Consider the following 12,646-nt stretch of genomic DNA (forward strand, 5'->3'; position numbering starts at 1 on the left):
GCCGGACAGTGATAGCAACGGTATAAAATAGAAAAATAAAGAATATATTTTAGAAAATAAGTCGGGGAGATACGACTGTTTATGATCACAGGAATAAAAAAACTTTTACAGCAGGCAGACCGGATCATATGGGGACCCTGGCTTATTTTTTTGTTGCTGGGAACCGGCTGTTATCTGATGCTTAGCTTACGATTTCTTCCCTTGAAGAATCTGCCTGCTGCACTCAGGCGTGTGTTTTTGCCAGAAAGCCGGAAGGGAACAGAGGGCAGGGGAGTATCTTCGTTTTCTTCCCTGACCACGGAACTGGCGGCCACCATTGGAACGGGAAATATTGTAGGGGTAGCCACTGCCATGGTACTGGGAGGGCCGGGCGCTCTGTTCTGGATGTTACTGTCCGGGATCATCGGGCTGTCGACCAAACTGGTAGAAAGCACACTGTGTGTCAGGTATCGTGTCAAAAACCAAAAGGGGGAACCGGCAGGCGGTCCGATGTATGTACTGCAAAATGCATTCCCACAGAAAACGGCAGGCAGGATCCTCGCCATGCTGTTTGCAGCATTTGCAGTGCTGGCTTCCTTCGGCATGGGAAATATGACACAGGGAAATTCTATTGCGGAGGCACTTTCGGTGACGTTTCAGGTAAAACAGACAGTCACGGGAATTGTGTTAAGTCTGCTTACGATTCTGGTGATTCTGGGAGGGATAGGAACCATTGCGAAGGTGACGGAATATCTGGTGCCCTGTATGGCAGTGTTTTATCTGTTTGGAACGGGAATGGTGATCTTTACCCATTTTAAGAATCTTCCCGCCGGTGTGGTGCAGATCCTGTGGGGAGCTTTCTGCCCGGAGGCTATGACAGGAGGGGCGGCAGGGATGATGCTTGCAGTGGAAAACGGAATCGCCAATTCCGGAAGAATGGCGATGCGCTATGGGGTCTCCAGAGGTGTTTTCTCAAATGAAGCGGGACTGGGGGCGGCGGGAATCAGTGCTGCTGCCGCAGATACGTCAGATGCGGTGCATCAGGGATATATCAGCATGACGGGTGTCTTTATTGATACCATTGTGATCTGCTCTCTGACGGGGCTTGCCATTGCGGCCAGTGGAATGCTGGGGCAGAGGGACCCCCGGGGAGAAGTCCTGAACGGTACAGCCCTCATGATCGCTGTTTTTTCAGATACTTTCGGCAGAACAGGGGAATGGATGCTCACAATCTCCATTGTACTGTTTGCATTTGCCACGATTATCGCCTGGGAATATCAGGGGGAGAAAGCTTTTGAGTATCTGACGGGCGGCTGTGACCGAACCCAGTGGTATCGCCTGGGCTATGGACTGGTCACTTTTTTGGGAGCGGTCTGCTCGCTGGAAGCAGTGTGGGATTTTTCGGATATCTGTAACGGACTGATGGCAGTACCGAATCTGCTGGCGGTACTGACGCTGTCAAGAGGAATCTGTCGGGAAATACGGAAATATAATTTCCAAGAAATATAAAATTTGAAATTAATGATTGAAGGGTTGCCGACACCATGATATGATAAATAAGATACAGCTGTCCGCGTTTATAAGAGCGTAAGAGAGGACAGTTGTATTTGTGTATACGATGAGCCAGGTACAGGTTCGTGCTTGCACAAGGATCTGTATTTGGCGAATGTACATCATCGAGCTTTTAAGCGAGATGGTGTATAAGTTAAGGAGTGAGATTATGGACAAGACCATTGAAAATTTTTTACGATATGTAAAGATCGATACCCAGTCCAGTGAAGAAAGCACCACCATCCCCAGTACCATGAAACAACATGATCTGGCCAGACAGCTGGTGAGCGAACTGGAGGCCATGGGGGCCGCAGAGATCACTTATGACAAGGAGCACTGTTATGTCTATGCCACAATTCCGGCATCCGCAGGCTGCGAGAAAGCTCCGGTACTTGGCTTCATTTCCCATATGGATACCTCTCCGGCGGTGACGGATACCAACGTAAATCCCCGGATCGTAGAGAATTACGATGGAAAAGATATTGTGTTGAATGCAGCAGAGAATATTGTCATGAAGGTGGAGGATTTTCCGGAACTGTTACATTATATGGGACAAGATCTGATCGTGACGGACGGAACGACTTTGCTTGGCGCGGACGACAAGGCCGGTGTGGCTGAGATCATGACCATGGCGGAGACTTTATTAATGCATCCGGAGAAAAAGCATGGTAAGATCCGGATCGGCTTTACCCCGGATGAGGAAGTGGGTGCTGGAGCCGATCATTTTGATGTGAAGCTGTTCGGTGCGGATTATGCCTACACCGTGGACGGCGGAGCGCTGGGGGAATTGGAATATGAAAACTTTAATGCAGCCGGAGCAAAACTCCATGTCTATGGCAGGAGTGTGCATCCGGGTTCCGCCAAGGGTAAAATGAAAAATGCCATTCTGATCGCGCAGGAGTTCCAGAAGCTGTTGCCGGTGGAGCAGAATCCAATGTATACCGAAGGCTATGAGGGATTTTTCCATCTGGATGCCCTAAGCGGCAATGTGGAGGAAACTACTGCGGACTATATTATCCGTGATCATAACAGACAGCTGTTTGAACAGAAAAAAGAGCTGTTTATGTCCTGTGCGGATTTCCTGAACCGGAAGTATGGGGAAGGCACTGTTGTGGTAGATGTGAAAGATTCTTATTATAACATGCGGGAGATCATGGAGCAGCACATGCATCTGATCGACAACGCGAAAGCTGCCATGGAAGAACTGGGGATCGAGCCCAAAGTATCTCCGATCCGCGGCGGTACAGATGGAGCCAGACTGTCCTTTATGGGGCTGCCCTGTCCGAACCTGTGCACAGGTGGAGAGAATTACCACGGCAGATACGAGTACGCCTGCGTACAGTCCATGGAGAAGACTACGGAACTGCTGATCGCCATTGCAGCAAAATATGCGAATCGATAAGATGAGAACAAAAACTGATTTGGAAAGGCAACATTTTTTTATATGACGAATGTAACACAAATGAACGAAACGGAGAGACAGTATTATTTTATGGAGAAAGCCTCCGGTCATGTGGCAAAGCTTGGAGAAAAGCTGGGCAGAAAGCCGACCTGCTGCGTGACGACTTTCGGGTGTCAGATGAACGCCAGGGATTCCGAGAAACTGGTGGGAATTCTGGAGAAAGTGGGCTATGAGATCATTGAGGACGAAAATGCGGATTTCGTGATCTACAATACCTGTACGGTCAGAGACAATGCAAATCAGCGCGTTTACGGAAGACTGGGGGTACTGAACGGTTACAAGAAGAAAAATCCCCATATGAAGATCGCCCTGTGCGGCTGCATGATGCAGGAACCTTCCGTGATCGAAAAGATCAAGACCAGTTATCGTTTTGTTGATTTGATCTTCGGAACGCATAATATTTTCAAATTTGCAGAGCTATTATGCTCCCTGTTTGAAAATGAGGGAATGGTCATTGATATCTGGAAGGATACGGACAAGATCGTGGAAGATCTGCCGGTAGAGAGAAAATATTCTTTCAAATCCGGTATCAATATTATGTTCGGCTGCAATAATTTCTGCAGCTATTGTATTGTCCCCTATGTCCGCGGCAGGGAACGCAGCCGTAATCCGAAGGATATCATTCGGGAGATTGAAGGCCTGGTGGCGGACGGTGTGGTGGAGATCATGCTGCTCGGACAGAATGTGAATTCCTACGGCAAGAATCTGGAGGACCCCATTACCTTTGCGCAGCTTCTGCAGGAAGTGGAGAAGATCGAAGGCCTGGAGCGGATCCGATTCATGACTTCCCATCCCAAGGATCTGTCGGAGGAACTCATTGAGGTGATGAAGCATTCGAAAAAGATCTGCAGACATCTGCATCTGCCCTTACAGTCCGGTTCCACGAAGATTTTAAAAGCCATGAACCGTCGTTATACCAAGGAACAGTATCTGGAGTTGGCGGAGAAGATCCGCAGGGAGATCCCGGATATGGCTATTACCACGGATATTATCGTAGGCTTTCCGGGAGAGACGAAAGAAGACGTGGATGAGACCATTGATGTGATCCGCCGTGTGAAATATGACAATGCGTTTACCTTTATTTATTCCAAACGTACCGGTACTCCGGCGGCAGCCATGGAACAGGTGCCAGAGGAGCAGGTGAAGGAACAGTTTGACCGGGTACTTAAGACCGTGCAGGAGACTGCCAGAGAACAGGTTAGCAGATATCAGGGACAGATTGCAGATGTGCTGGTGGAAGAGATCAACGAAAACGACCGCTCCATGGTCACCGGAAGAATGTCCAACAATACATTGGTACATTTTCAGGGGGATGCATCACTTGTGGGGAAGATAGTGAATGTATCGCTGGATGAATGCCATGGATTTTATTACACAGGTCATCAGGTGTAAAAGGAAAATAAAATGAAACAAGAGAAGGAAAAAGAACTTTGGGGAAATTGTGATATAGAGAAGGATATGTCCTGGAATATGTATCAGATTCTTGTGATCACGGCCGTAAGCGCAAACCTGATTGGGACGATTTGCAATTTCTGTATTCATGGGACGGAACTACCCACCATACTCTGTGGAGTATGCCTGTTGATGATCCTGATCATCGGATGTGCCGGATGGATTACCCAAAAGGTGCAATTACCTGCGGTTGTGATCATTTTAATACTTTCCTGGTTTGAGTTCCCTTATCTGTATTATTGTTATGGGAACACAGCCATTGTATATCTGATTCTTGGAATTGTGGGACTGGCAGTATTTTTCCCCAGAAGCATGGTGATTGCTTCTTATGCGTTCACCCTGCTGGAATATCTTGTAATCATGATGATCAGTTTTGAACGTCCTTCCAGATGGAGCAATATGGATGAAATCGGTATAATAGGAACAACGCTGGGATCTTTTATCATCGTAGCATTTTCCGTATTTACCATGATATTTGTACTGCTCAAAAGGTATGAAGAACAACGGAAACAATTGCTGACACTCAGTGAAAATCTGGAATTTGCAGCAAATCATGATCCACTGACCAGACTGTATAATCGACGCTATCTGGTAAAACAGGTGGATGAATGGATGCGGATACCAGGCAAGAATTTTTGGATCATACTGATGGATGTGGACGATTTTAAAGTAGTAAATGATACCTATGGACATGGATATGGTGATGATGTGCTAAGGGAAGCCGGCAGACTGATGCTGGAGGAAATGCTGGGAAAGGGAATTGCCTCCCGATTCGGCGGCGAGGAATTTATGCTGGTATTCGAAGAAGACAACCGTGAGCAGGTGCTGCAGGCGTTTCAGAATATTCAGGAGGGGTTAAGGAAATACTCTCAGGCAACCAAACAAACGGATATTACGATCAGCGGTGGAATGGAACGTTATGAGGCAGATAAACAGATGGATCTGTTGTTTACTTCTGCAGATCGTAAGCTATACACCGCAAAAAATAATGGAAAAAATCGTATTGTAGAATAATTTGGCCAAAAAAATCTTGCCAAGAAAACGAAATAGAGATATGATAAGGCTCGTGTGACTTTATAAAAATTTTATAATTTCACACGAGTTTTGTATTATTAAGGAGATTGTTATGGAAAAACTAAAACCCAAGCTTTTCTCCGTGATGAAAAGCTACACGAAAGAACAGTTTGTGAAAGATGTGATCGCGGGTATCATCGTGGCTATCATTGCACTGCCCTTATCCATTGCACTGGCACTGGCGTCCGGTGTGACTCCGGAGAAGGGTATTTATACTGCTATTACGGCAGGGTTTGTAATCTCATTCTTAGGCGGCAGCCGTGTGCAGATTGCCGGGCCTACAGCGGCATTTGCCACTATCGTAGCCGGTATTGTGGCGAAGAACGGTATGGACGGACTGATCATTGCGACACTGTTAGCCGGTGTGATCCTGATTCTGATGGGATTATTCCGATTGGGTAATCTGATCAAGTTCATCCCTTATACCATTACCACGGGCTTTACCTCAGGTATTGCCGTGACAATTCTGATCGGACAGATCAAGGACTTCATGGGACTGACCATTGTCAGTGAAGAGCCGCTGATCGAGACCATGGACAAATTAAAAGCGGTATTTCAGTTTATATCCACCACCAATCTGCAGGCCCTTCTGGTGGGTGTGATCAGTCTGCTGATCCTGATCGTATGGCAGTATCTGCCGGGCTTCTGCAAGAAGATTCCCCCTTCACTGATTGCAGTACTGGTGGGAAGTGCCATGGTAGCACTGCTTAATATGAATGTAAACACCATCGGAGATCTGTATGAGATCTCCAATAAGCTCCCGACAATTTCTCTGCCGTCCTTCAGCCTGAAGACCGTACAGAATGTCCTGCCGGATGCTTTCACCATCGCTATTCTGGCGGCTATCGAGTCTCTGCTTTCCTGTGTGGTGGCAGACAGCATGGTGAATAGTAGACACCGCTCCAACATGGAATTGATCGCCCAGGGTGCCGGCAACATTACTTCCGCATTGTTCGGAGGAATTCCGGCTACCGGAGCCATTGCCAGAACCGCAGCCAACGTGAAAAACGGCGGACGTACCCCTATTGCAGGTATGGTACATTCTGTGACACTGCTGTTAATACTGGTGGTGCTGATGCCGTATGCGGCACTGATCCCCATGCCTACCATCGCAGCGATCCTGTTCATGGTGGCATACAATATGTGTGACTGGCGGAAGTTCGTAGGACTCTGCAAGACTGCACCCAAGAGCGATATCATCGTTCTGGTGACCACGTTTGTACTGACCGTTGTGTTTGATCTGGTGGTAGCCATTGAGGTAGGTATCCTGCTGGCAGCCATTCTGTTCATGAAACGTATGAGCGATGTGACGGAAGTGGAAGGCTGGAAATATGTGGACGATGAGGATGATGCGGACAGCCTGTCCTTAAGAGTCGTACCGCACAACACTATGGTTTATGAGGTCAGCGGCCCTCTGTTCTTTGGCGCAGCGGACAAGATCCTGAAGATCACACTGGATGAGAAGATGAATTGTCTGGTACTGCGTATGCGCAGCGTGAGCGCTATCGATGCCACAGCTATGCATAATCTGGAACAGCTATATATAGACTGCAAGAAGAAAAATATCCAGATCATTCTGTCCCATGTAGGGGAACAGCCCATGCACGTCATGGAGAAGAGCGGTTTCCTGGACAAGGTCGGCAGAGAGAATGTGTGTGCGCATATTGATGATGCACTGGAGCGCGCCGCACGGTTGGGATAAGGGGCAAAAACTATCATTTGTGGACGGGTTCTTTAATTTACAACCTCAATATTTTGTGCTAAGATAGATGCGGATACGCAAGCTTTTGCGTGTCCGCTTTGTCGTGTATTCTTTTACAGAACAGGAGAAAATCATGGCTGAATTGACACCAATGATGCAAAAATATATGGAGACCAAGGAGCAGTATAAGGACTGCATCCTTTTTTATCGCCTGGGAGACTTTTATGAAATGTTCTTTGACGATGCTATAGTAGCATCCAAAGAGCTGGAAATTGCACTGACCGGAAAAAGTTGTGGACTGGAGGAACGTGCTCCTATGTGTGGTATTCCCTATCATGCGGTGGAGACATATCTGGCCAGACTGGTCAGCAGGGGCTATAAAGTAGCCATCTGCGAACAGGTGGAGGACCCAAAGCTGGCAAAGGGACTGGTGAAGAGAGAGGTTATCCGTGTGGTGACCCCGGGGACCAACCTGGATGTCCAGTCGTTGGAAGCCAGCAAGAACAATTACCTGATGTGCATTGCCTATACCTCGGATGGAATCGGCATTTCCGCAGCGGATGTCACTACTGGAGATTATTATGTGACAGAGGTAGAAGACCTGCGGAAACTGAAGGACGAACTGATGAAATATGAGCCCTCGGAGATCATCTGCAATGAGGCCTTTCTGGTCAGCGGATATGATGTGGAGGACTTGAAGTCCCGGTTACATATGTCGGTCAGCTCACTGGAGTCTCACATGTTCGATGATGACGGCTGCCGGCGGATCCTTATGAGACATTTTAAGGTGAATACTCTGATCGGCCTCGGTGTTGAGGAATTTCCTACAGGAATTCTGGCAGCAGGAGCATTACTGCAATATTTATATGATACCCAGAAGACGGATCTGGAACATTTTACTCATATTTCTCCCTATCTTACCAGCAAATACATGCTGTTGGACAGTTCCACCAGAAGAAATCTGGAACTGACAGAGACACTGCGGGAAAAGCAGAAGAGAGGGTCTCTGTTGTGGGTACTGGACAAGACGAAGACGGCCATGGGCGGCAGATTGCTGCGAAACTATATTGAGCAGCCTCTGATTGATAAGGAAGAAATGGAGAAACGTCTGGATGCAATCCAGGAACTGAATCAGGATTCCATCTCCCGGGACGAGATCAGAGAGTACCTGAATCCGGTTTACGATCTGGAACGACTGCTCAGCAAAGTAACTTATAAGACGGCAAACCCCAGAGATCTGATCGCTTTTCGTAACTCTCTGCAGATGCTGCCGCCTATCAAGACGGTGTTGTCGGGCTTCCAGAAAGAGGAGCTGGCAGCCATCCGGGAAGAAATCGATGGACTGGAGGACATTTATCAGCTGATTGACGAGGCGATCGTTGAGGAACCGCCCATATCTATTCGTGAAGGCGGAATGATCAAGGATCAGTTCGATGAGACTATAGATCATCTGCGTGCCGCCAAACATGACGGCAAACAATGGCTGGTCCAGCTGGAGGAAGAAGACAGAGAACGTACCGGAATCAAGAATCTCAAAATCAAAAAAAATAATGTGTTCGGCTACTTCTTTGAGGTGACCAATTCCTACAAGGATCTGGTGCCGGAGGATTATATCCGCAAGCAGACCCTTGCCAATGCGGAGCGGTATACCACACCGAGATTAAAAGAACTGGAAGATACGATCTTAAATGCGGAGGACAAGCTTCAGACACTGGAGTATGATATTTTCTGCAGAATCCGGGATACCATCGCACAGGAACTGGTACGTATCCAGAATACTGCCAAGGCGCTTGCAAAGCTGGATGTTTATGCATCCCTGTCCCTGGTGTCTGAGCGCAATCACTATGTACGCCCGAAGTTAAATGAAAAAGGTGTCATTGATATCAAGGATGGCAGACATCCTGTGGTGGAACAGATGATCACTAATGACATGTTTATTGCCAACGACACCTATCTGGATAATGGAAGTCATTGTATCAGCATCATTACCGGTCCGAATATGGCGGGAAAATCCACATATATGCGTCAGACGGCACTGATCGTGCTGATGGCACAGATCGGTTGTTTCGTGCCTGCCAGAAGTGCCAACATCGGCATTGTAGACAGAATCTTTACCCGTGTGGGTGCATCGGATGACCTGGCCAGCGGGCAGTCCACGTTCATGGTGGAGATGAATGAGGTGGCGAATATTTTACGGAATGCCACATCCAAAAGTCTCCTGATCCTGGATGAGATCGGAAGAGGCACGTCCACCTTTGATGGCCTGAGCATTGCCTGGGCAGTGATCGAACATATCAGTAATCGAAAGCTTTTGGGAGCGAAGACACTGTTTGCCACCCATTATCATGAGCTGACCGAGCTGGAAGGCAAAATGAACAATGTCAACAACTACTGCATCGCAGTCAAGGAATGCGGAGACGATATTGTATTCCTGCGTAAGATCGTAAAGGGCGGTGCAGACAAGAGCTACGGTATCCAGGTGGCCAAACTGGCCGGTGTGCCGGATATGGTCATTGACCGTGCAAAAGAGATCGTGGAACAGCTGTCCGACAATGATATCACCGAAAAGGTGCAGAGTATCGCCATTGATAATAAGGGCGATGGGAAAGCAAAAAAACAGCCAAAATACGATGAAGTGGATCTGGCGCAGATGTCTCTGTTTGATACGGTGACGGACGAGGATGTGCTGAAGGAACTGATGGAGATCGAAGTAACGACTCTGACACCGCTGGATGCACTGAATACTTTGTACCGCCTGCAGAATAAGTTAAAGAACCGCTGGAACGGCTAGAAAGCATAAGGGAGGAGATTTATGGGAATACATGTACTGGACTCCCGGACGATCGACAGGATCGCTGCCGGTGAGGTGGTGGAGAGACCAGCCAGTGTGGTAAAGGAACTGGTGGAGAATGCCATTGATGCCGGATCTACAGCAATCACGGTGGAGGCAAAGGAAGGCGGCATTGAATTCATCCGCGTGACGGATAACGGCTGCGGTATCGAGAGAGATCAGCTTCCTACCGCGTTCCTGCGCCATGCCACCAGTAAAATAGAGGATGCGGATGATCTGAACCATATTGCGAGTCTGGGATTCCGTGGTGAGGCTTTATCCAGTATCGCGGCAGTTTCCCGGGTGGAGATCATTACCAAGCGAAAGGAAAATCTCACGGGTACCCGCATGGTACTGGAAGGGGCGCGGGAGCAATCCATTGATGAAATCGGTGCACCGGACGGCACAACGTTCCTCATGCGGAACCTGTTTTTTAATACGCCGGTACGCCGGAAGTTCTTAAAACAGCCTGCCACAGAGGGCAGTTATATCACGGATCTGATGGAACATCTGGCATTGTCGAGACCGGATATTTCGTTTAAATTCGTACTGGGAAACCAGACCAGATTCCATACCTCCGGAAACGGTGACCTGCGGGAGGTAATTTACCGGATCTACGGCAGGGAGATTGCCGCAGAGCTGGTGCCTGTCCAGATCGAAGAGAACGGCATCAAAGTCGAAGGATATCTGGGCAAACCGGTACTGGTGCGTTCCAACCGTAACTTCGAGATCTATTTTATCAACGGTCGTTTTATCCGCAGCGGTGTGATCGCCAAGGCTATCGAGGAAGGCTACAAGCAGTATCTGATGCAGCATAAGTTTCCACTGTGCGTACTGCATATCACCATGGATACGGAGACGGTGGATGTGAACGTACATCCTTCCAAAATGGATGTGCGGTTCTCTGACGGCATGGCATTTGCCAGAATGCTCAGTGAGAAGATCGCCATCACTTTGCGGAACCGGGAGATGATCCCGGATGCTTCTCTGGAGGATGAAAAGGCAATCCAGAAGAAAGAACAGGAAGAGAGAAGAGCTTCCTGGAAAGAACACACACCGGAAGTATTTGAAAAAAAGAGAGAAGAAAGCTATCGTGTCATGGAGGCAGCAAAATATGAAGCGGCTTCCAGGGACCGGAGAGAATTTATACAGAAACCTGTCTGGCAGGAAAATCATGCCGGGGTACAGACCAGTATCCGCAAGCCGGAGCTAATAGAGAACTCCACAGTGGGTGTTGCAGGAACTGTGACGGTGAAAAAAACGCAGGCCGTCCTGTACGGTAATACACCAGAAGTTTCCAAAGCAGTCAGCACCACAGCCGTACCGCAGGAAGATGATTTCTTCGTGGAGGCAGTGCCGCCGGAAGACAGGAAGAACCCGGTACAGGAACAGGTGGCCACAACAACTGCTTCCGGACAGCCCACGGCATCGTCGCAGGATGCAGCTGCCGCCCCGGAACCGGAGATCAAAAATACCCAGCAGTTGAATCTGTTCGAGGAAAAACTGTTGTCCATGCAGAATCGCAGCCGTTACCGGATTATCGGTCAGGTCTTTGATACCTACTGGCTGATCCAGTTTGAAGACAAATTGTTCATCATTGACCAGCATGCGGCTCATGAAAAGGTAAAATATGAACGCCTGATGAAACAGTTTTATGAAAAGAGTGTGGTGTCCCAACGTCTGATGCCGGCGATTATTGTCAGCCTGACAGGGCAGGAGGAAAGCATTCTGCACACCTATGAGGATGCTTTTGCACAGCTGGGATTTGAGATTGATGCTTTCGGAGGCAACGAATATGCCCTCCGTAGTGTACCAGTGGATCTCTACGGATGCAGTGAGAGGGAACTGTTCCTGGCAGTGCTGGATGAACTGTCCCAGGAGACCGGCAATCGCGGAAGTTTTCAGGTCATTGAGGAAAAGATTGCATCCATGTCCTGCAAGGCGGCGGTCAAAGGCAATAACCGTCTGAGCTTTCAGGAGGCGGAGAAATTGATCGACGAACTTCTGACCCTGGATAATCCCTACAACTGTCCCCACGGCAGACCCACTATTATTACCATGACGGAGACAGATCTGGAGAAGAAATTTAAGAGGATAGTATAATGCGTTTACTGATCAAACAGAGAGTGTTTTCCTGGACAGATTCCTATGATGTCTATGATGAAAATGAAAATCCAAAATATTTTGTAAAAGCGGAGTTTTTCTCCCTGGGACACCAGCTGCATGTATACGACAGAAATAACCATGAACTGGGAGTGATCAGACAGCGGCTGCTTACCTTTCTTCCGGCCTTTGAAATCGAGATCGGTGGCCGGGTCCGTGGTGAAATCCGCAAACAGTTTTCTTTTTTCAAGCCCAGATATGAGATCGACTATAACGGCTGGCGCGTGGAGGGAGATTTTCTGGGATGGGATTATGATGTATACAATGGATGCAGCAGTATCATCCATATCTCTAAAGAACTGTTTCACTGGGGAGATACGTATACTATTAATTTCTCCGATCCACAGGATGAACTGGAGGGTCTGATGCTGGTCATCGCCATCGATGCAGCAAACTGTACCCAGAACAACGGATAGCAGGATAAAAAGAGTAA

At 48.1% G+C, this 12,646-nt stretch carries 8 protein-coding genes; all 8 read left to right on the top strand.

Annotated elements, in window-relative coordinates; all coding sequences use genetic code 11:
* Positions 1-81 precede the first annotated feature (81 nt).
* The 8 genes from DWZ61_RS06655 (at position 82) to DWZ61_RS06690 (ending at position 12,629) form a co-directional block, all read left to right on the top strand.
* Positions 82-1,488, top strand: a complete 1,407-nt coding sequence (locus tag DWZ61_RS06655; protein WP_118537847.1) for an amino acid carrier protein — start codon at positions 82-84, stop codon at positions 1,486-1,488.
* Positions 1,489-1,699: 211 nt separating this feature from the next.
* Complete coding sequence (pepT, locus tag DWZ61_RS06660) at positions 1,700-2,932, top strand: peptidase T (protein WP_118537848.1); 1,233 nt, start codon at positions 1,700-1,702, stop codon at positions 2,930-2,932.
* Positions 2,933-2,992: 60 nt separating this feature from the next.
* On the top strand, positions 2,993-4,384 hold the full coding sequence (gene miaB, locus DWZ61_RS06665) for a tRNA (N6-isopentenyl adenosine(37)-C2)-methylthiotransferase MiaB (RefSeq protein WP_243026368.1): 1,392 nt from the start codon (positions 2,993-2,995) through the stop codon (positions 4,382-4,384).
* 12 nt (positions 4,385-4,396) lie between these two features.
* Entirely contained in the window at positions 4,397-5,458 is a 1,062-nt protein-coding gene (locus DWZ61_RS06670; protein ID WP_118537849.1) for a GGDEF domain-containing protein, read from the top strand.
* Between the two features lie 112 nt (positions 5,459-5,570).
* Positions 5,571-7,220, top strand: a complete 1,650-nt coding sequence (locus DWZ61_RS06675; protein WP_118537850.1) for a SulP family inorganic anion transporter — start codon at positions 5,571-5,573, stop codon at positions 7,218-7,220.
* Positions 7,221-7,353: 133 nt separating this feature from the next.
* Entirely contained in the window at positions 7,354-10,011 is a 2,658-nt protein-coding gene (gene mutS, locus DWZ61_RS06680) for a DNA mismatch repair protein MutS (RefSeq protein WP_118537851.1), read from the top strand.
* Between the two features lie 21 nt (positions 10,012-10,032).
* Positions 10,033-12,153, top strand: coding sequence for a DNA mismatch repair endonuclease MutL (mutL, locus tag DWZ61_RS06685; protein ID WP_118537852.1), 2,121 nt, complete (start codon positions 10,033-10,035; stop codon positions 12,151-12,153).
* Positions 12,153-12,629, top strand: coding sequence for an LURP-one-related family protein (locus DWZ61_RS06690; protein WP_022312490.1), 477 nt, complete (start codon positions 12,153-12,155; stop codon positions 12,627-12,629). Before mutL ends, DWZ61_RS06690 begins: the two co-directional genes overlap by 1 nt.
* Positions 12,630-12,646 lie beyond the last annotated feature (17 nt).

The organism is Clostridium sp. AF34-10BH, assembly GCF_003478095.1.
GTDB classification, from domain to species: domain Bacteria; phylum Bacillota; class Clostridia; order Lachnospirales; family Lachnospiraceae; genus Acetatifactor; species Acetatifactor acetigignens.

Coding starts and splice junctions, on each gene's coding strand:
- DWZ61_RS06655 (WP_118537847.1), top strand. CDS start 82: ATGATCACAGGAATAAAAAAACTTTTACAGCAGGCAGACCGGATCATA.
- pepT (WP_118537848.1), top strand. CDS start 1,700: ATGGACAAGACCATTGAAAATTTTTTACGATATGTAAAGATCGATACC.
- miaB (WP_243026368.1), top strand. CDS start 2,993: ATGAACGAAACGGAGAGACAGTATTATTTTATGGAGAAAGCCTCCGGT.
- DWZ61_RS06670 (WP_118537849.1), top strand. CDS start 4,397: ATGAAACAAGAGAAGGAAAAAGAACTTTGGGGAAATTGTGATATAGAG.
- DWZ61_RS06675 (WP_118537850.1), top strand. CDS start 5,571: ATGGAAAAACTAAAACCCAAGCTTTTCTCCGTGATGAAAAGCTACACG.
- mutS (WP_118537851.1), top strand. CDS start 7,354: ATGGCTGAATTGACACCAATGATGCAAAAATATATGGAGACCAAGGAG.
- mutL (WP_118537852.1), top strand. CDS start 10,033: ATGGGAATACATGTACTGGACTCCCGGACGATCGACAGGATCGCTGCC.
- DWZ61_RS06690 (WP_022312490.1), top strand. CDS start 12,153: ATGCGTTTACTGATCAAACAGAGAGTGTTTTCCTGGACAGATTCCTAT.